17 protein-coding genes, 2 tRNA genes and 1 other RNA gene are annotated in these 20364 nt (G+C 49.5%); 11 read left to right on the forward strand and 9 right to left on the reverse strand.

Translation table 11 applies throughout. From position 1 onward, the window contains the following. Positions 1-77 precede the first annotated feature (77 nt). From M2374_RS12390 to M2374_RS12410, 5 genes are all read right to left on the reverse strand, one after another. Positions 78-208: non-coding RNA, RtT sRNA (locus M2374_RS12390), on the reverse strand. A 45-nt stretch (positions 209-253) separates the two neighbouring features. Further along, positions 254-338 (reverse strand) — tRNA-Tyr (locus tag M2374_RS12395). Between the two features lie 140 nt (positions 339-478). Continuing rightward, positions 479-563: transfer RNA gene (locus M2374_RS12400), tRNA-Tyr, on the reverse strand. 155 nt (positions 564-718) lie between these two features. Then, the gene (gene purU, locus M2374_RS12405; protein ID WP_096756789.1) at positions 719-1561 is read right to left on the reverse strand and encodes a formyltetrahydrofolate deformylase; all 843 of its coding nucleotides are present in this window, start codon (positions 1559-1561) and stop codon (positions 719-721) included. Positions 1562-1615: 54 nt separating this feature from the next. Next, positions 1616-2071 (reverse strand): YchJ family protein, encoded by a 456-nt coding sequence (locus tag M2374_RS12410; protein ID WP_115258303.1) that lies wholly within the window; start codon positions 2069-2071, stop codon positions 1616-1618. Between the two features lie 111 nt (positions 2072-2182). Between M2374_RS12410 and rssA the strand changes: the two genes are divergently transcribed. The 3 genes from rssA (at position 2183) to galU (ending at position 5304) form a co-directional block, all read left to right on the forward strand. Next, entirely contained in the window at positions 2183-3088 is a 906-nt protein-coding gene (gene rssA, locus M2374_RS12415) for a patatin-like phospholipase RssA (protein ID WP_115258304.1), read from the forward strand. A gap of 90 nt (positions 3089-3178) precedes the next feature. Continuing rightward, positions 3179-4192 (forward strand): two-component system response regulator RssB, encoded by a 1014-nt coding sequence (gene rssB, locus M2374_RS12420; protein ID WP_096756792.1) that lies wholly within the window; start codon positions 3179-3181, stop codon positions 4190-4192. A 203-nt stretch (positions 4193-4395) separates the two neighbouring features. Further along, positions 4396-5304 (forward strand): UTP--glucose-1-phosphate uridylyltransferase GalU, encoded by a 909-nt coding sequence (gene galU / locus M2374_RS12425; RefSeq protein WP_096756793.1) that lies wholly within the window; start codon positions 4396-4398, stop codon positions 5302-5304. A gap of 139 nt (positions 5305-5443) precedes the next feature. Here galU and hns read toward each other — a convergent pair whose 3' ends face one another. Further along, positions 5444-5857 carry a histone-like nucleoid-structuring protein H-NS gene (gene hns, locus M2374_RS12430; protein WP_096756794.1) on the reverse strand — a complete coding sequence of 138 codons (414 nt, stop codon included), beginning with the start codon at positions 5855-5857 and terminating at the stop codon, positions 5444-5446. 648 nt (positions 5858-6505) lie between these two features. On the opposite strand from hns, the gene tdk reads away from it, so the two are divergent. Beyond that, entirely contained in the window at positions 6506-7123 is a 618-nt protein-coding gene (gene tdk / locus M2374_RS12435) for a thymidine kinase (protein WP_115258305.1), read from the forward strand. Between the two features lie 243 nt (positions 7124-7366). On the opposite strand, the gene adhE is transcribed toward tdk, so the two are convergent. After that, positions 7367-10045 carry a bifunctional acetaldehyde-CoA/alcohol dehydrogenase gene (gene adhE / locus M2374_RS12440; RefSeq protein WP_096756796.1) on the reverse strand — a complete coding sequence of 893 codons (2679 nt, stop codon included), beginning with the start codon at positions 10043-10045 and terminating at the stop codon, positions 7367-7369. Between the two features lie 486 nt (positions 10046-10531). Between adhE and M2374_RS12445 the strand changes: the two genes are divergently transcribed. From M2374_RS12445 to M2374_RS12475, 7 genes are all read left to right on the forward strand, one after another. Next, positions 10532-11179: a YchE family NAAT transporter gene (locus tag M2374_RS12445; RefSeq protein WP_137361811.1), complete on the forward strand. Its 648-nt coding sequence runs from the start codon at positions 10532-10534 to the stop codon at positions 11177-11179. 773 nt (positions 11180-11952) lie between these two features. Next, on the forward strand, positions 11953-13584 hold the full coding sequence (oppA, locus tag M2374_RS12450) for an oligopeptide ABC transporter substrate-binding protein OppA (protein WP_115258306.1): 1632 nt from the start codon (positions 11953-11955) through the stop codon (positions 13582-13584). Between the two features lie 121 nt (positions 13585-13705). Continuing rightward, positions 13706-14626 (forward strand): oligopeptide ABC transporter permease OppB, encoded by a 921-nt coding sequence (gene oppB / locus M2374_RS12455; protein ID WP_096756798.1) that lies wholly within the window; start codon positions 13706-13708, stop codon positions 14624-14626. A gap of 18 nt (positions 14627-14644) precedes the next feature. Then, positions 14645-15553: an oligopeptide ABC transporter permease OppC gene (oppC, locus tag M2374_RS12460; RefSeq protein WP_096756799.1), complete on the forward strand. Its 909-nt coding sequence runs from the start codon at positions 14645-14647 to the stop codon at positions 15551-15553. An 11-nt stretch (positions 15554-15564) separates the two neighbouring features. Then, on the forward strand, positions 15565-16578 hold the full coding sequence (gene oppD, locus M2374_RS12465; RefSeq protein ID WP_096756800.1) for a murein tripeptide/oligopeptide ABC transporter ATP-binding protein OppD: 1014 nt from the start codon (positions 15565-15567) through the stop codon (positions 16576-16578). Further along, on the forward strand, positions 16575-17579 hold the full coding sequence (gene oppF / locus M2374_RS12470) for a murein tripeptide/oligopeptide ABC transporter ATP-binding protein OppF (RefSeq protein ID WP_096756801.1): 1005 nt from the start codon (positions 16575-16577) through the stop codon (positions 17577-17579). The genes oppD and oppF overlap by 4 nt, the downstream gene beginning before the upstream one ends. Before the next feature lie 46 nt (positions 17580-17625). Then, positions 17626-18462 carry an ion transporter gene (locus M2374_RS12475; protein ID WP_181689037.1) on the forward strand — a complete coding sequence of 279 codons (837 nt, stop codon included), beginning with the start codon at positions 17626-17628 and terminating at the stop codon, positions 18460-18462. 35 nt (positions 18463-18497) lie between these two features. Here M2374_RS12475 and M2374_RS12480 read toward each other — a convergent pair whose 3' ends face one another. Both M2374_RS12480 and cls read right to left on the reverse strand, forming a co-directional pair. After that, the gene (locus M2374_RS12480) at positions 18498-18827 is read right to left on the reverse strand and encodes an HI1450 family dsDNA-mimic protein (RefSeq protein WP_096756803.1); all 330 of its coding nucleotides are present in this window, start codon (positions 18825-18827) and stop codon (positions 18498-18500) included. Between the two features lie 34 nt (positions 18828-18861). Continuing rightward, positions 18862-20322 carry a cardiolipin synthase gene (gene cls, locus M2374_RS12485; RefSeq protein WP_096756804.1) on the reverse strand — a complete coding sequence of 487 codons (1461 nt, stop codon included), beginning with the start codon at positions 20320-20322 and terminating at the stop codon, positions 18862-18864. Between the last annotated feature and the right edge of the window lie 42 nt (positions 20323-20364).

Here is a 20364-nt window from a genome sequence, read left to right on the forward strand (position 1 = left end):
AAGATTCTCATCCTTCCCGCATGGGCAGAATATAGGGCATTGTGCTTTGATTTAGCTGAGGTATTACAGGGGATTGATGGTGGTGGGGGAAGGATGACTCAGCGCTGCGCGCTTCGCCCTTCGGGTCGTTGCCTGCGGCAACGCTTTCTCGCTATGCTCGAATCGAACCTTAATCGAAGATTCTCATCCTTCCCGCATGGGCAGAATATAGGGCATTGTGCTTTGATTTAGCTGAGGTATTACAGGGGATTGATGGTGGTGGGGGAAGGATTCGAACCTTCGAAGTCGATGACGGCAGATTTACAGTCTGCTCCCTTTGGCCGCTCGGGAACCCCACCAGGGGTAATTCAAATTGTAGGTAATGCTATGAGGATGGTGGTGGGGGAAGGATTATTCGTCGCTTCGCTTCTCACCCTTCCCCGATAAGTGCAAACTTCTGCATTGCTCATCGAGTTAACTACATCGCTGTAGTGAATAATGGTGGTGGGGGAAGGATTCGAACCTTCGAAGTCGATGACGGCAGATTTACAGTCTGCTCCCTTTGGCCGCTCGGGAACCCCACCACGGGGTAATGCTTTTACTGGCCTGCTTCCTTGGGAAGCGGGGCGCATCATATCAAATGACGCGCCGCTGTAAAGCATTCCTTTGCTTAACGTAGATCGTTTGCGTGTTTTTCATCCGTAACGCAGTAAAGCTAATCAATTCATATTATTGGTGATTACAGAATAATCGTTCGGTTACCGTAAACAAAGACTCGCTGGGCCAGAACCTGATACAGCGCACGGCTTAACACATTCTTTTCTACGTCGCGGCCTGCGCGCATCATATCTTCTGCGGTATAGGTGTGATCCACGTGAATCACGTCCTGCATGATGATTGGACCTTCATCGAGGTTATCATTCACATAGTGAGCCGTTGCACCAATGATTTTGACGCCGCGCTCATAAGCCTGGTGGTACGGACGTGCACCAATAAAGGCAGGCAGGAACGAGTGGTGAATATTAATAATCTTATTCGGGAAGCGTGAAACAAATTCTGGCGTCAAGACACGCATATATTTCGCCAACACCACATAATCAGGCTGATGGGCGTCGATGGCATCGGCCATGTTTTGATCGTGTTCTTCGCGGGTTAATCCTTCATGGCTGACTAGCTCAAAAGGAATATCAAAACGTTCAACCAACGAACGCAGCGTGTCGTGGTTGCCGATTACCGCCGCAATTTCAACATCGAGTCCACCGTAATTGGCTTTCATTAACAGGTCGCCCAGACAATGCGCTTCCTTGGTGACTAAGATAACGATGCGGCGACGGCCTGCTGGCGTAAGTTCGCGAATGGATCCTTCAGGCAGTGCGCTGTCGAGATCGGTCAGCAGCGTGACGTCATTAAAAATGCCTTCCAGTTCTGTACGCATAAAAAAGCGACCGGTACGGTGGTCAACAAACTCGTTGTTTTGCACGATGTTCAGTTCATGCTTGTAACAAATATTGGTGATGCGTGCGATCAAACCTTTTTGGTCGGGGCAGATAGTGCGCAGAACTTTACGTTGTTGTGAATGCATTGCCGGGGTATTCCTGTTGAAAATGTTTGCGTAATAGATGCTGTCGGGCGTGGGTTAGCCGCAGCACTTTTTAAATTTTTTACCTGACCCGCAAGGGCAGGGATCGTTACGGCCAATTTGCGGGCGCGTACCATCAATATAATACCACTGGCCGTTTTCTTTTAAAAAACGAGAGCGCTCAATAATGGCGCCCGTTTTCCCCTGTTCGGAAAACCGCGCCACAAAGCTGACATAGCCGGTATTTTCTGTGTCCGACGTTGCCTGTTCAAAAAGGGTAAGTCCAAGCCATTCGGTATGGGCAAATCCTGCGCTAATCTCATCGCGAAATGCAGCAGCATGACAGTCGGGGTGCCAGGTCTTAATCAGGTAATCTGCGTCTTTCATCACAAAAGCACAGTAACGAGAACGCATGAGGTGTGACGGCGTTGGTGCTACTTGCGCGCCAGACACATAACGGTAGCAACATAGGCTATACTCGACAGCGCTACCACAGGGACAAAGCTGAGACACAAAATACTCCCTGGAATAAAAAAACGGCGTAAAAACGCCACGGTAGCACTATGTTAACTGAGCCGTAGTGATGTTGCTACGTCTGCAAGCCAGGGGAAGTCAGTAGGTACAATGAGAAAAATAAAAATTGGGCTGGCGCTAGGTTCCGGCGCGGCACGAGGCTGGTCGCATATTGGTGTGATTAAGGCCCTTAAACATATGGGCATTGATGTTGATATCGTTGCAGGGTGCTCAATCGGTTCGTTGGTTGGCGCCGCCTATGCGTGTAATAAATTACCCGCCCTCGAGCAATGGGTCTGCTCGTTCAGCTATTGGGATGTTTTACGCCTGATGGATCTCTCCTGGCGCAGAGGCGGATTGCTGCGCGGTGAACGCGTGTTTAATCAATACCGCAACGTCATGCCTGTCGAGTCAATTGAACACTGCCAGCGCCGGTTTGCTACCGTCGCGACGAATCTGAGTACGGGTCGCGAACTGTGGTTTACCGAAGGTGATTTGCACCTTGCCGTGCGGGCCTCTTGCAGTATTCCTGGTCTGATGTCCCCGGTTGCACATAATGGTTATTGGCTGGTTGATGGCGCGGTGGTTAACCCTGTGCCGGTTTCGCTGACGCGTGCGCTAGGCGCCGATATCGTCATTGCGGTTGACCTGCAACATGATGCGCACCTCATGCAACAAGATCTGCTCTCCTTTAACGTCAGCAATGATACCGACTCGAGTGATGACGAGCTTTCATGGCATGCGCGTCTGAAAGAGCGGTTGAGTAATATCACCGCCAGACGAACGGTCACTGCGCCCACGGCGATGGAGATCATGACCACCTCTATTCAGGTGCTGGAAAACCGGCTTAAACGTAACCGCATGGCCGGCGACCCGCCAGATATTCTAATTCAACCGTTTTGTCCGCAAATATCCACGCTGGACTTCCACCGTGCTGGAGCAGCTATTGCTGCCGGGCAGCTTGCGGTAGAGAAAAAAATGGATGAGTTGCTGCCACTGGTGAAGACCAACATCTAACGCATTTTTTATCAACACTTAAGTCAATTCTGACAGGCGTGAGTAGCAATAGCATGCCACTATTGATTAAAGCCAGTCAGGGGGGAGAATATGACGCAGCCATTGGTCGGAAAACAGATTCTTATTGTTGAAGATGAGCCTGTATTTCGCTCACTTCTGGACTCATGGTTTTCCTCTTTGGGAGCGACAACGGCTGTAGCGGGCGATGGGCTTGATGCGCTGGAATTATTGGGGCGCTTTACACCCGATCTGATGATCTGCGACCTGGCGATGCCGAGAATGAACGGTCTCAAACTGGTTGAATACCTGCGTAACCGTGGCGATCGGACGCCAATCCTAGTTATCTCCGCGACAGAAAATATGTCTGATATTGCCAAAGCACTTCGCCTCGGCGTGGATGATGTGTTGCTTAAGCCGGTGAAAGACCTTAACCGACTACGGGAAACGGTTTTTGCGTGCCTTTACCCCAACATGTTTAACTCGCGCGTTGAAGAAGAAGAGCGGTTATTTCGTGACTGGGATGCGATGGTCGGCGACCCCGCGGCAGCAGCAAAACTGTTACAAGAGCTACAGCCACCGGTTCAACAGGTGATTTCACAGTGTCGCATCAACTACCGTCAACTGGTTGCCGCCGATCAACCCGGCCTGGTCCTTGATATTGCGCCGTTGTCGGAACACGATCTTGCCTTCTATTGCCTGGATGTGACGCGGGCAGGGGATAATGGCGTGCTGGCGGCACTGTTGTTACGGGCACTGTTTAATGGGCTGCTACAAGAGCAACTGGCACATCAGAATCAACGGTTGCCGGAGCTCGGTACGCTCCTGAAACAGGTTAATCATCTGCTTCGACAGGCCAATCTACCGGGGCAATTTCCGTTGCTGGTGGGTTACTACCATAGCGGTTTAAAAAATTTGGTCCTGGTCTCTGCGGGTCTGAATGCGACCTTAAATACTGGTAGCCACAACGTGCAAATCAGTAATGGTGTTCCGCTGGGAACGTTGGGGAATACGTACCTCAACCAACTAAGCCAACGCTGTGAGTCCTGGCAGTGCCAAATTTGGGGTGCCGGGGGGCGTCTGCGACTGATGTTGTCCGCAGAATGAACAATCGAGAGGCAGGGATTCAAATTGGCTCACCACCCTGTCTTTTGCAGTGCTACTATCAGCGCCAGATTTATTCGTATTTATCTTAATTATACCGACGCGCGTCCTTTTCAGACCTGAAGCTTGTCGCGGTACTGATATACTCGGATGCGATACAGATTGATGAACACGTTCAATACATGAACAGTCCAGGAGAGTTTTAAATGGCTGCCCTTAATTCGAAAGTCAAAAAAGCCGTTATCCCGGTAGCGGGATTAGGAACCAGGATGTTACCGGCGACCAAGGCAATTCCTAAAGAAATGTTACCGCTGGTTGATAAGCCATTAATTCAATACGTCGTCAACGAATGTATTGCCGCGGGTATCACTGAAATTGTCCTTGTGACTCACTCGTCTAAAAATTCGATTGAAAACCACTTCGATACCAGCTTTGAACTTGAAGCTATGCTGGAAAAACGTGTTAAGCGCCAGTTGCTGGAAGAAGTGCAATCTATTTGCCCACCGCACGTGACGATTATGCAGGTTCGTCAGGGTCTGGCAAAAGGTCTGGGTCACGCTGTATTGTGTGCGCACCCGGTTGTTGGTGATGAACCCGTAGCGGTCATCCTGCCGGATGTTATTCTCGACGAATACGAATCTGATTTATCCCGCGATAACCTCGCCGAAATGATTAGTCGCTTTGATGAAACAGGCAGCAGCCAAATTATGGTGGAGCCAGTAGAAGATGTGACGGCTTACGGCGTGGTGGACTGTAAAGGTGTGGAATTAGCGCCGGGCGAAAGCGTACCGATGGTCGGTGTTGTGGAAAAACCGAAAGCCGATGTCGCGCCATCTAATCTTGCGGTTGTAGGGCGTTATGTCCTGAGTGCAGATATCTGGCCTCTGCTGGCAAAAACGCCTCCGGGCGCAGGTGACGAAATTCAGTTGACCGATGCTATCGATATGCTGATTGAAAAAGAAACGGTTGAAGCCTATCACATGAAGGGCAAAAGCCATGACTGTGGTAATAAGCTGGGTTATATGCAAGCGTTCGTCGAATATGGTATTCGTCATAATACCCTTGGCGCTGAATTTAAAGCCTGGCTTGAAGACGAGATGGGTATTAAGAAGTAACATCACGTTATTAATCCGCATGCAACGGCGCTGTTTATCCAGCGTCGTTTTTTTATACCCCTATTGGGTAGGTGTTATGCGAAGTACAGGTAAAAAAAAATCCCGCCGTCGGCGGGATTTTAAGCAAACTAATTGTGGATTAATCCTTGATCAGGAAATCGTCCAGCTGTTTACCTTGTTCTTCCATCGCTTTTTTGATTACTGCCGGTGTACGACCCTGGCCGGTCCAGGTTTTCGTTTCACCGTTTTCGTCAACATAGCTATATTTAGCTGGGCGTGCTGCGCGCTTGGCTTTAGCACCGGTTTTAACCGCAGCCATGCTATTCAGCAGTTCGTTCGGGTCAATACCGTCAGCAATCAGCATTTCACGATATTGTTGCAGTTTACGAGTGCGCTCTTCAACTTCAGCAGCGGCAGCGCTTTCTTCTTCGCGACGCTCGCTAACGACAACTTCTAATTTTTCCAGCATTTCTTCAAGCGTTTCCAGAGTGCATTCTCTTGCCTGCGCACGAAGAGTACGGATGTTGTTCAGAATTTTAAGTGCTTCGCTCATTGTAGTAATCTCAAACTTATATTGGGTGGGGTTTGTTGAGCTAATAATAGAGCGATAAATTCAGATGTGCAATAGCCAGGAATGTAAGGAATTCAAAATTGCGCTTTATTTAGTATCTGCATTAATTCATTGTCGTTAAATTTCGTCTGGGAAAGGGCATAAAAAAGGCTTATTGGTGTGGGGGCTACTCTTCAGTCATGCAGGAAAATTCAAGATTCAGGTCACATTTTACAGCACGGTAATTGTATCTGTTTGCAGTAATTTCAACCTTTTGTATTAGTTTTGCTTACGGGAATTCACTATTACAGGGTGTTCGTAGGGGGATTCAATAACATTGAAAGCAAGGTTTCTTTATTGAACTGTGATGATAAGCACCGTTGATGAATTTCAAGGGCACTATTTGTGAAAGAATGTGTATATACCGTCATAAGTCAGATTATTCGAGCATTGGTGGTGTGCATCACTGTGCGATCCATAACTTAAGTCTGTTTCCTGAACCTTACCGTAGTTCGTCATATTTAGGAGGCTGATGAGTGATGCTGACGCGATTTTTTATACGTATGTGGGCGACAACGGTGCGCAGACATGTTTGTGAATTATGATACAATCGCGCCCATATTTATTTACTCAGGTGAGGGCTGACGGTCAATGGCACAGCTATATTTTTACTATTCTGCAATGAATGCGGGGAAGTCGACCGCTTTGCTGCAATCTTCATACAATTACCAGGAACGTGGCATGCGTGCCGTTGTATATACAGCGGAAATCGACGATCGGTTTGGAACAGGGAAAGTAAGTTCACGTATAGGTCTGTCGTCACCTGCAAAACTGTTTAACCAAAATTCATCATTGTTCGAAGAAATTCGCGCGGAGAATGCGCAGCAGAGAATACATTGTGTACTGGTTGACGAGTCACAGTTTTTGACACGCCAGCAGGTTTATGAATTATCCGAGGTTGTCGATCAGCTGGATATTCCGGTTTTGTGTTACGGGTTACGCACCGATTTTCGTGGTGAATTATTTGGCGGTAGCGAATACCTGCTTGCCTGGTCAGATAAATTGGTCGAATTAAAGACTATTTGTTTCTGCGGGCGGAAGGCGAGTATGGTACTACGTCTTGATCAAGCTGGACGACCTTATAACGAGGGAGAACAGGTGGTTATTGGTGGCAATGAACGCTATGTGTCGGTATGCCGCAAGCACTATAAAGAGGCGCAATCTGAGGGCTCTCTGACGGCCATTCAGGAAAGGCACAGCCACGATTAATCTACGCTCGCCTGGGCGCTGTAACGCGCAGGGTAGACCACTGGCCATAAGTCAGAAGTACTACCCTACAATCACCTCTGTAGACCCTTTACGCGCATCCTCCTCCAATCTCCTACGGGCATGTCCATTCACCGCGATGGTCTGCATGAGTTTTTGCGCTGTGAAGGTGAGAATAAATCAGGCGAAAAAAAACGGTCCCCTAAAGGGACCGTTCGACGTGATACTACAGCTTAGATTTATGAATTAAGCGGATTTCTTCGCTTTTTTCTCTGCTTTAGGCGCGGCTGCTGCTTCAGTTTTAGCGGCAGTTTCACCTTCGTTGTATTCGCGACCGTAGAAGGTATCCAGCAGGATCTGTTTCAGTTCAGAAATCAGCGGGTAACGCGGGTTAGCGCCGGTGCACTGGTCGTCAAACGCATCTTCAGACAGTTTGTCAACATGTGCCAGGAAGTCAGCTTCCTGAACGCCAGCTTCACGGATAGACTTAGGAATACCCAGTTCAGCTTTGATCTCATCCAACCATGCCAGCAGTTTCTGGATTTTCGCTGCGGTACGGTCGCCCGGTGCGCTCAGACCCAGATGGTCTGCGATTTCAGCGTAGCGACGACGGGCCTGCGGACGGTCGTACTGGCTGAAAGCAGTCTGTTTAGTCGGGTTGTCGTTCGCGTTATAACGAATAACGTTGCTGATCAGCAGGGCGTTCGCCAGACCGTGAGGAATGTGGAACTGTGAACCCAGCTTGTGCGCCATGGAGTGACATACACCGAGGAAGGCGTTAGCAAACGCGATACCGGCGATGGTCGCTGCACTGTGTACACGCTCGCGAGCTACCGGGTTCTTAGAACCTTCGTGGTAGGACGCAGGCAGGTTTTCTTTCAGCAGTTTCAGCGCTTGCAGAGCCTGACCGTCAGAGAACTCAGAAGCCAGTACGGAAACGTAAGCTTCCAGGGCGTGAGTGACGGCATCCAGACCACCGAACGCACACAGTGACTTCGGCATATCCATCACCAGGTTAGCATCGACAATCGCCATATCCGGGGTCAGCGCGTAGTCTGCCAGTGGATATTTCTGACCAGTAGCGTCGTCGGTTACAACCGCAAACGGGGTGACTTCAGAACCAGTACCGGAAGTGGTGGTGACGGCGATCATTTTCGCTTTCACGCCCATTTTCGGGAACTTGTAGATACGTTTACGGATGTCCATAAAGCGCAGCGCCAGTTCTTCGAAGTGGGTTTCCGGATGTTCGTACATGACCCACATGATTTTCGCTGCGTCCATCGGGGAACCGCCACCCAGCGCGATGATAACGTCTGGTTTGAAGGAGTTGGCTAGTTCAGCACCTTTGCGCACAACGCTCAGCGTCGGGTCAGCTTCAACTTCAAAGAACACTTCGGTTTCAACGCCCGCAGCTTTCAGAACAGACGTGATCTGGTCAGCGTAGCCGTTGTTGAACAGGAAGCGGTCGGTCACGATCAGCGCACGTTTGTGACCATCGGTAATCACTTCATCCAACGCGATTGGCAGTGAACCACGGCGGAAGTAGATAGATTTCGGAAGTTTGTGCCACAACATGTTTTCAGCTCGCTTAGCAACGGTTTTCTTGTTGATCAGGTGCTTAGGACCAACGTTTTCAGAGATGGAGTTACCACCCCAGGAACCACAACCCAGAGTCAGGGATGGTGCAAGCTTAAAGTTGTACAGGTCGCCGATACCACCCTGAGACGCCGGGGTGTTGATCAAGATACGTGCAGTTTTCATCATCTGACCGAAGTGAGCAACGCGTTCTGGCTGGTTGTCCTGGTCAGTGTACAGGCAAGAGGTATGACCGATACCGCCCATAGCAACCAGTTTTTCAGCTTTAACAACTGCATCTTCGAAGTCTTTCGCACGGTACATTGCCAGCGTCGGAGACAGTTTTTCGTGAGCAAACGGTTCGCTTTCGTCGACAACTTTAACTTCACCAATCAGAATCTTGGTGTTAGTCGGCACGGAGAAACCAGCCAGCTCAGCGATTTTGTATGCCGGTTGACCCACGATAGCCGCGTTCAGCGCGCCATTTTTCAGGATGATGTCCTGAACAGCCTTCAGCTCTTTGCCCTGCAGCATATAGGCACCGTGGCTGGCAAAACGTTCGCGAACGGCGTCGTATACGGAATCTACTACCACAACGGACTGTTCAGACGCACAGATTACACCGTTGTCGAAGGTTTTAGACATCAGCACGGAAGCAACGGCACGTTTGATATCTGCTGTTTCGTCGATAACAACAGGGGTGTTACCTGCGCCAACACCGATTGCCGGTTTACCAGAGCTGTATGCTGCTTTAACCATACCAGGGCCACCGGTCGCAAGGATCAGGTTAATGTCCGGGTGGTGCATCAGAGCATTAGACAGTTCAACAGAAGGTTGATCGATCCAGCCAATCAGGTCTTTTGGTGCGCCAGCAGCGATAGCAGCCTGCAGAACGATGTCTGCCGCTTTGTTGGTTGCATCTTTAGCACGCGGATGTGGAGAGAAGATGATAGCGTTACGCGTCTTCAGGCTGATCAGCGATTTGAAGATTGCAGTAGACGTTGGGTTAGTGGTTGGAACGATACCGCAGATGATACCAATCGGTTCAGCGATAGTGATGGTCCCAAAAGTATGGTCTTCGGCCAGGACACCACAGGTTTTTTCATCTTTGTAAGCGTTATAGATGTATTCAGACGCGAAGTGGTTTTTAATCACTTTATCTTCGACAATACCCATGCCTGATTCGGCAACGGCCATTTTCGCGAGAGGAATTCGAGCGTCTGCGGCAGCCAGAGCGGCGGCACGGAAGATTTTGTCAACCTGTTCTTGAGTGAAACTGGCATATTCACGCTGGGCTTTTTTTACGCGCTCTACAAGTGCGTTAAGTTCAGCGACATTAGTAACAGCCATGATGCTCTCCTGATAATGTTAAACTTTTTTAGTAAATCATCTGCTCGCTACGAGAGTATAGACAGATCGACGAAAATTTGTGTAACGTTTTGAAAATCAAACGGTTAATTAACGCCCGCCTTACATTGATTTACTAAAAGAGCTTATACGCTAGCGTATTCAACTCTAACGCGTTTCCTCCAGGTGGCGTAAGCAAGATTACTCACTTCTGAGTAGTAATTGCGTGATCTGGATCAAATTTACGCGAAGCTGACACCTTTCAGCAGGCTCTTTTAGTGTTTATCGGCAAGTGTTAACGAATTGATGGAATGAATGAGATTAACATTAGCATATTTCATACATATTAATAACACCGAGTATTGGTAGCACGTTTACAGAGATTAACGCAGATAGAAGGTGAAGAATGCTGCCAAAAAGCGTATCTTCAGCGCGGTTTTTAACATTTTTTATGACTCATTTTATCCGGCTAACGCTTCGGAGCTAACCGTGATCCAAACGCTATTTGATTTTCCTCTTTACTTTAAGTTTTTCATTGGGTTATTTGCGTTGGTCAACCCCGTCGGGATCATCCCGGTCTTTATCAGTATGACCAGCTACCAAACCGCAGCGGCGCGTAACAAAACCAATCTGACGGCAAACCTGTCGGTGGCGATTATTTTGTGGACCTCGTTGTTTCTTGGTGATGCGATCCTGCAACTCTTCGGTATCTCGATTGATTCGTTCAGAATTGCCGGCGGGATTCTGGTGGTAACCATTGCAATGTCGATGATCAGTGGGAAACTCGGGGAAGATAAACAAAACAAACAGGAAAAGTCAGAGACTGCCATACGCGAGAATGTTGGTGTTGTTCCGTTGGCATTGCCGTTGATGGCGGGGCCGGGGGCGATAAGTTCAACCATCGTCTGGGGGACTCGCTATCACAGCGCATTAAACCTGTTCGGGTTCTTTGTGGCGATTGCACTGTTTGCCTTATGCTGTTGGGGACTGTTTCGTATGGCTCCTTGGCTGGTACGCCTGTTGGGGCAAACGGGTATTAACGTTATTACGCGTATTATGGGCTTACTGCTCATGGCGTTGGGGATTGAATTCATCGTCACCGGCATCAAATCTATTTTCCCGGGCTTACTGGCCTGACGGGACTGTTTTCAGTAAACGGAGCTGGCCCTCAGCTCCGTTCTTTTCATTATCAGTAAAACGTCTCACTAAAGTTGAAAATTAGCATTGAAATTGTAAAACATGCTGATTGCCAATCCATCCGTTACGTATTGATTTAAAAGATAATAATTTTTATGGCTACGTCCCTGAATAGGGGGCTTACTGTTATTTTTCTAACATTATACTCTGGGGCTTGCTGAAGGATTATCGAAATGTTATTAGTTATTTCAGTGTCTTTTTTAGAGTAATGTGCTAATTAATGACCAATTGTTAATTTTATGTAAATTATATCGGCATATTGATACCGGACAGGGTAATCAACCGCTCAATGGATTTAATTCGTTATCTATCATGATGTTACGATTATAGCCTCTCTTTTTGAGGACCATTGATGTGCGATTTTTTTTTCGATAAAAGCGAATTGGTTAACAAATCTGTAAAATGTATTGGCGGTTAAGAAAGGCATTTGATACTTTCCGACCAGGTATTTTACAGAAGATTTTACGTTGATGAGAACTGTTTTCAGTTAGTTTCTCTCAATAGAGTAACCGCGTGTTTCCGACAGGGGAGACACGTAGAAAATCGACGCAAGGCGGTCGCTCGAACCGCCAGAATAAATAAAGTCGGTGATAGCAAGCAGTAAAACAATAAATCACCTGACGGCAGAAAATCTCCGGTGCCGTACAGGGATCCGTACAGGATTAACAGTCTGGTTAAAAAACCAGCCATAATAATGAGGGAGTACAAACACAATGACTAACATCACTAAGAAAAGTTTAGTAGCGGCGGGGATTCTATCTGCGCTTATCGCAGGAAATGTTGCCACGGCGGCAGAAGTACCTGCCGGTGTTCAACTTGCTGAGAAGCAAACGCTGGTACGCAATAATGGTTCGGAAGTTCAGTCTCTCGATCCGCACAAGATCGAAGGTGTGCCAGAATCCAACATTAACCGTGACCTGTTTGAAGGTTTATTAATCAGCGACGTTGATGGCAAGCCATCACCGGGCGTGGCGGAAAAATGGGAAAATAAAGATTTTAAAGTCTGGACGTTCCATCTGCGTAAAGACGCGAAATGGTCCGATGGCTCGCCCGTGACCGCGCAAGATTTTGTGTATAGCTGGCAACGTTTGGCGAATCCAAATACCGCTTCACCATACTCCAGCTATTTACAGTATGGGCACATCGTTAATATTGACGACATTATCGCCGGTAAAAAACCGGTCACCGATCTCGGTGTAAAAGCCATTGATGACCATACTTTTGAAGTTACCCTCAGTGAACCTGTTCCGTATTTCTACAAACTGCTTGTTCACTCATCAGTTTCCCCGGTGCCTAAAGCCGTGGTGGAAAAATTTGGTGATAAATGGACCCAGCCCGCGAACATCGTTTCTAACGGCTCCTATAAATTAAAAGATTGGGTCGTCAACGAGCGCATTGTTCTTGAGCGTAATACTAACTACTGGGATAACGCCAAAACGGTGATTAACCAGGTAACTTATCTGCCAATTTCTTCTGAAGTGACTGATGTTAACCGCTACCGCAGTGGTGAAATCGACATGACCTACAACAACATGCCGATTGAGTTATTCCAGAAACTGAAAAAAGAGATCCCGAACGAAGTTCACGTTGACCCGTATCTGTGTACCTACTATTACGAAATTAATAACCAGAAGCCACCGTTCAACGATGTGCGTGTACGTACCGCCCTGAAGATGGCACTGGATCGTGACATTATCGTCAACAAAGTGAAGAACCAGGGCGACCTGCCAGCGTACAGCTTCACGCCGCCGTATACCGATGGCGCAAAACTGGTTGAGCCAGAGTGGTTCAAGTGGTCACAGGAAAAACGTAACGAAGAAGCGAAAAAACTGTTGGCTGAAGCTGGCTTTACCGCAGAAAAACCGCTGACCTTCGACCTGTTGTATAACACCTCCGATCTACACAAGAAGCTGGCTATTGCAGCCGCCTCTATCTGGAAGAAAAATCTGGGTGCCAACGTTAAGCTGGAAAACCAGGAGTGGAAGACCTTCCTCGATACCCGTCATCAGGGTAACTATGATGTTTCTCGTGCGGGCTGGTGTGCGGATTACAACGAACCGACCTCTTTCCTTAACATGGTGCTGTCAGACAGCTCCAACAACACTGTTCACTATAAGAGCGCGGCATTTGATAAGTTGATTGCCGATACGCTGAAAGTGACTGACGAAGCGCAGCGCAGCGAGCTGTATTCGAAAGCTGAGCAGCAGTTGGATAAAGACTCTGCGATTGTACCGGTGTATTACTACGTCAATGCGCGTTTGGTGAAACCATGGGTAGGCGGATACTCCGGTAAAGACCCGATGGATAATATCCACGTTAAAGACTTGTATATTATCAAACATTAATGGCAAGACGTGGGGCGACCATCGTTGCCCCACAGTGTCTTTTTCTTCGAACTATAAATACCTCTCTGGCCCCATAACTGGCTTAAAGAGGTATAAAGGCACACGCCAGAAGGTACGGGCAATGTTAAAATTCATATTACGTCGCTGTCTGGAAGCGATTCCGACGCTATTTATTCTTATTACGATCTCATTCTTTATGATGCGCCTTGCGCCGGGGAGTCCTTTTACCGGTGAACGTGCGTTACCGCCAGAAGTACTGGCGAATATTGAAGCGAAATATCATCTTAATGACCCTATCACCACGCAGTACTTCAGCTACCTGAAGCAACTGGCGCATGGCGATTTTGGACCTTCCTTTAAATATAAAGACTATACAGTTAACGATCTGGTTGCCTCGAGCTTCCCGGTTTCGGCGAAGCTGGGTGCAGCTGCCTTTATCCTGGCGGTACTCGTTGGCGTCAGTGCTGGCGTCATTGCTGCGTTGAAGCAAAATACGCGCTGGGATTATACGGTGATGGGGGTGGCGATGACCGGGGTGGTTATCCCAAGCTTTGTGGTGGCCCCCTTGTTAGTGATGATATTTGCAATAACGCTGAAATGGTTGCCCGGTGGTGGCTGGAACGGCGGGGCGCTGAAATTTATGATCTTGCCGATGGTGGCGTTGTCGCTGGCCTATATCGCCAGTATCGCCCGTATCACCCGTGGGTCGATGATTGAAGTGCTGCACTCCAACTTTATTCGTACCGCACGGGCGAAAGGTCTGCCAATGCGGCGGATTATTTTCCGTCACGCGTTAAAGCCCGCTTTGCTGCCGGTGTTGTCTTATATGGGCCCGGCGTTCGTTGGCATTATTACCGGTTCGATGGTGATTGAAACTATCTACGGCTTGCCGGGTATTGGTCAACTGTTCGTTAACGGCGCGCTGAACCGCGACTACTCGCTGGTATTGAGCCTGACCATTCTGGTCGGTGCACTGACAATTGTATTTAATGCGATTGTTGATGTGCTGTATGCCGTTATCGATCCGAAAATCCGTTACTGATACTGGAGCTCGCTATCTATGATGTTAAGTAAGAAAAACAGCGAGACGCTGGAGAATTTCAGTGAAAAGCTGGAAGTCGAAGGCCGCAGTTTGTGGCAGGATGCGCGTCGACGCTTTATGCATAACCGCGCGGCGGTAGCCAGTCTGGTTGTGCTGGTGATTATCGCGCTGTTTGTGACCCTTGCGCCGATGCTATCGCAATTTACCTACTTCGACACCGACTGGGGAATGATGTCCAGCGCGCCGGACAGTGAGTCCGGCCACTACTTCGGTACTGATTCTTCGGGGCGTGACCTGCTGGTACGCGTGGCGATTGGTGGACGTATTTCGCTGATGGTCGGGATTGCCGCGGCGCTGGTGGCGGTGATTGTCGGCACGTTGTACGGATCGTTGTCAGGATATCTGGGCGGCAAAATTGACTCCGTGATGATGCGCCTGCTGGAAATCCTCAACTCCTTCCCGTTCATGTTCTTCGTCATTCTGCTGGTGACCTTTTTTGGGCAAAACATCCTGCTGATCTTTGTGGCGATCGGTATGGTCTCCTGGCTGGATATGGCACGTATCGTGCGTGGCCAGACGCTGAGCCTGAAGCGCAAAGAGTTTATTGAGGCTGCGCAGGTGGGTGGGGTTTCGACCGTGCGCATTGTTATCCGCCATATTGTCCCGAACGTTCTGGGCGTGGTAGTTGTGTACGCATCGCTACTGGTACCGAGCATGATCCTGTTCGAATCCTTCCTGAGCTTCCTTGGCTTAGGGACCCAGGAGCCGTTAAGCAGTTGGGGGGCGTTGTTAAGTGATGGTGCTAACTCAATGGAAGTCTCACCGTGGCTGCTGCTGTTTCCGGCAGGTTTCCTGGTGGTGACGTTGTTCTGTTTCAACTTTATTGGCGATGGCCTGCGTGATGCCCTCGACCCGAAAGACCGTTAAGGAGTGCAGCCATGAGCGTAATTGAAACCTCAACCGCGCCGCTCGCGCAACAACAGGCTAACGCACTGCTGGACGTGAAAGATCTGCGCGTGACGTTTGCCACCCCTGATGGGGATGTAACCGCGGTAAACGATCTGAACTTTTCGCTGCGTGCCGGTGAAACGCTGGGTATTGTCGGTGAATCTGGATCGGGGAAATCGCAAACGGCGTTTGCCCTGATGGGGCTGCTGGCGGCCAATGGTCGCATCGGCGGTTCTGCGACGTTCAACGGACGTGAAATTCTTAATTTACCGGAACGCGAGCTGAACAAACTGCGCGCCGAACAAATTTCAATGATCTTTCAGGACCCCATGACCTCCCTGAACCCGTATATGCGGGTCGGAGAGCAGTTAATGGAAGTGCTGATGCTGCATAAAGGTATGAGTAAAGCCGAAGCGTTTGAAGAATCCGTCAGAATGCTGGATGCGGTCAAAATGCCGGAAGCGCGCAAGCGTATGAAGATGTATCCACATGAATTTTCAGGCGGGATGCGCCAGCGTGTGATGATCGCCATGGCGTTACAGTGTCGGCCAAAGTTACTGATCGCCGATGAGCCGACAACCGCGCTCGATGTTACGGTTCAGGCGCAAATTATGACGCTCCTGAATGAACTTAAGAGCGAATTCAATACCGCGATTATTATGATCACCCACGACCTCGGTGTGGTTGCCGGGATATGCGACAAGGTTCTGGTGATGTATGCCGGGCGCACCATGGAATATGGCAGCGCGCGCGATGTCTTTTATAAACCCGTTCATCCGTATTCTATTGGTTTGCTTAACGCGGTACCGCGTCTGGATGCTGAAGGGGAAGAGATGCTGACCATCCCGGGTAACCCGCCAAACCTGCTGCGTTTGCCAAAAGGATGCCCGTTCCAGCCTCGTTGTCCGCATGCGATGGAAATTTGTAGCAGCGCTCCGCCGCTGGAAGAGTTTAGCCCAGGCCGCCTGCGCGCCTGCTTTAAACCGGTGGAGGAACTGGTATGACAACGGCAACTGAACAACGAAAAGTCTTGCTTGAGATAGCCGATCTTAAAGTCCATTTCGATATCAAAGACGGCAAGCAGTGGTTCTGGCAACCCTCACAAACACTGAAAGCCGTTGATGGCGTGACCCTGCGACTGTATGAAGGTGAAACGTTAGGGGTGGTGGGCGAGTCAGGCTGCGGTAAGTCTACCTTTGCCCGCGCCATTATTGGTCTGGTGAAAGCCACCGACGGCAAAGTGGCCTGGCTGGGTAAAGATTTGCTGGGTATGAAACCCGATGAGTGGCGCGCGGTGCGCAGCGATATTCAGATGATTTTCCAGGATCCGCTGGCCTCATTAAACCCGCGTATGACCATCGGTGAAATTATCGCAGAACCGCTGCGCACTTATCATCCCAGCCTGCCAGGGCAGGAAGTGCGCGATCGCGTGAAGGCAATGATGATGAAAGTCGGGCTGTTGCCAAACTTGATCAACCGCTATCCGCACGAATTTTCAGGCGGGCAGTGTCAGCGTATCGGGATTGCTCGCGCGCTGATCCTCGAGCCGAAGTTGATTATTTGCGATGAGCCGGTTTCGGCGCTGGACGTGTCGATTCAGGCGCAGGTAGTGAACCTGTTGCAACAACTGCAGCGTGAAATGGGATTATCGTTAATCTTTATTGCCCATGACCTGGCGGTGGTTAAACATATTTCCGATCGCGTGCTGGTAATGTACCTGGGGCATGCGGTGGAACTGGGCACTTACGACGAGGTGTACCATAACCCGCTGCATCCTTATACTAAAGCGCTGATGTCGGCGGTGCCGATCCCCGATCCCGATCAGGAGAGGAACAAAACCATCCAACTGTTGGAAGGCGAATTACCGTCACCGATCAATCCGCCGTCTGGTTGTGTGTTCCGTACCCGTTGTCCGATTGCCGGACCGGAATGTGCAAAAACGCGACCGGTTCTGGAAGGAAGTTTCCGCCACGCTGTTTCCTGCCTGAAAGTAGACCCGCTATAATCGTGAGGGCTGACAAAGGTCAGCCCTTCTTATAGGTGAGGTGAATGTGTCTGGCTTTGTGTCCTCTGTCCGCCGCGCTGTCTATCGTAAATTATTCGATTTAAACACGCGCTCAGGTCGTCGTTTTGAAGGTCTGTGCGCGCTGTTTGCGTTGCTTAGCGTCATTGTCATCTTCGTCGAGTCGGGCGTCGGGACGCAATATCATTTAACGTATGATGAATGGCGTTCTTTTGTCTGGCTGGAGATCTTTATTACTCTGGTCTTCACCGCCGAATACTTGCTGCGATTATGCTGTTGGGCCAATCCGGCAAAATATGTGTTTAGTTTTTGGGGTATTATCGATTTGGCCACCATTTTGCCGCTGTATGTGATGTGGTTATGGCCAGAAATGAGTTTGAACTATGTGTTTGCCTGGCGAGCGATGCGGGCGATTCGTGTACTGCGGATCCTCAAGTTGTTGCGCTTTATGCCTTCGTTGATGGTGTTTTGGGGCGCCATAAAAAGCGCACGTCACCAGTTGATTCTGTTCTATTCGTTTATCGCCATTTTAATGATTATTTTCGGCGCGCTGATGTATCTCATTGAAGGGCCGAGGTATGGATTTGATACGCTGAATGCGTCGGTGTACTGGGCCATTGTGACGGTAACGACGGTTGGGTATGGGGATATCGCGCCGCACACGCCGTTAGGGCGTATGGTGGCGTCAGTGCTTATCCTGATCGGTTATTCAGTAATTGCAATACCCACGGGCTTGATTACCACGCACATGAGCAGCGCGTTTCAGCATCGGCAGAATCAGCGTCAATGCCCTCAGTGTCAGCAGCATCAGCACGAGCACAGCGCGCAATTTTGTAACCGCTGTGGAACTAAGCTTCCGAATTAAATAAAAAAAGCTGCCTGGGCAGCTTTTCTTTTGACTCATTCGCGCCAGAGAATATGGCAGAGCTTGTGATCTTTTTCACGGCATAACAAAACGCGTGCGAAAATATCGTTAATCTCGCCATCTTCTGAGTCGGCCAGACCAATCACCACTTCGGCAAAAAAGTCAGGATTCAGGTCAAAATCGACGTGCTCCTGCCAGTCTTCTGCCGGGTCAAATAACTCTGCGCCGCCGCGTTCTTCAAACTGTAAATTGAACAGAAGAACGTCAGCGGGGTCGAGATTGTCTGTCGCCAGTTCGAGAAAAATGTCATAAGCCTGCTCAAGCGTTTCGTCTTCAGTCAGGCGATTGTTCAAATCCATATCCATAATGACTACCTGTTTACCGTCTCTTGGGCTCGTTTTACAGCAACGGACTAAAGAAGTAAAACAGTCGCTCGGTGATCCGTTGCCAGAGTGGCCTTTTTAGCCACAAACGCGCATCAAGCAGGCGCGAACGGGAGATGTAATCGTCCTGTACTGCCGCGAGATCGGCACCAAATCCGGCATCGTCAATCACCAGCGTGATCTCAAAATTCAGCCACAAGCTGCGCATATCCAGGTTTACGGTACCCACCAGACTCAGCTCACCATCGACCAGCACGCTCTTGGTGTGCAACAGACCCCCTTCAAACTGGTAAATTTTCACGCCAGCCGCCAGCAGCTCGGTGAAAAAGGCCCGACTTGCCCAGCCAACCAGCATAGAATCATTTTTGCGGGGAAGAATAATGCTCACATCCACCCCACGCTGCGCCGCCGTACAGATGGCATGCAGCAGATCGTCGCTGGGGACGAAGTAGGGCGTGGTCATGATTAAATATTCACGCGCAGAGTATGCCGCGGTCAGTAACGCCTGATGGATCAAATCCTCAGGAAAACCCGGGCCGGAGGCTATGGTATGAATGGTGTGCCCACTTGCCTGCTCAAATGGCATGATATTGGCATCCGGTGGCGGCGGTAAAATGCGCTTACCGGTCTCAATCTCCCAGTCACAGGAATAGACAATCCCCATCGCGGTGGCGACCGGACCTTCCATTCTTGCCATCAGATCAACCCATTGCCCGACGCCGGCATCCTGCTTAAAGAAACGCGGGTCAACCATGTTCATACTGCCGGTGTAAGCAATATAATTGTCGATCATTATCATCTTACGGTGTTGGCGCAGGTCCATGCGGCGTAAGAAGACACGCATCAAGTTAACCTTCAGTGCCTCAACGACCTCAATACCTGCATTACGCATCATCGCGGCCCACGGGCTGCGGAAGAATGCCACGCTGCCTGCGGAGTCCAGCATCAAGCGACAGTGAATACCGCGTCGTGCCGCGGCCATTAATGATTCTGCGACCTGATCGGCCATGCCGCCGGGTTGCCAGATATAAAACACCATCTCAATGTTATGCCGCGCCAGTTGAATGTCGCGGATCAACGCCTGCATCACGTCATCGGAACTGGTGAGCAATTGAAGCTGGTTTCCTTTAACGCCGCCGATACCCTGGCGACGTTCGCACAGCTTAAATAGAGACGAGGCGACGCTGCTGTTCTCCTGAGCAAAAATATGGTTACAGGCTTTTAGGTCGTTGAGCCACTTGGCCGTTGAAGGCCACATCGCTCTGGCGCGCTCGGCGCGACGTTTGCCCAAATGAAGTTCACCGAAAGACAGATAAGCAATGATCCCGACCAATGGCAGAATATAGATGATCAAAAGCCAGGCCATTGCAGAGGGCACTGCGCGTCGCTTCATCAGAATGCGTAATGTTACGCCAGCGATGAGTACCCAGTATCCCAGAATGACCAGCCAACTCACCACGGTGTAGAAGGTTGTCATAAATTTAAAAATCCTTTTGAAAGCGTATTGTTAAGAGTTTAC

It is taken from the genome of Citrobacter sp. JUb117 (assembly GCF_024809055.1).
GTDB classification, from domain to species: domain Bacteria; phylum Pseudomonadota; class Gammaproteobacteria; order Enterobacterales; family Enterobacteriaceae; genus Citrobacter; species Citrobacter gillenii.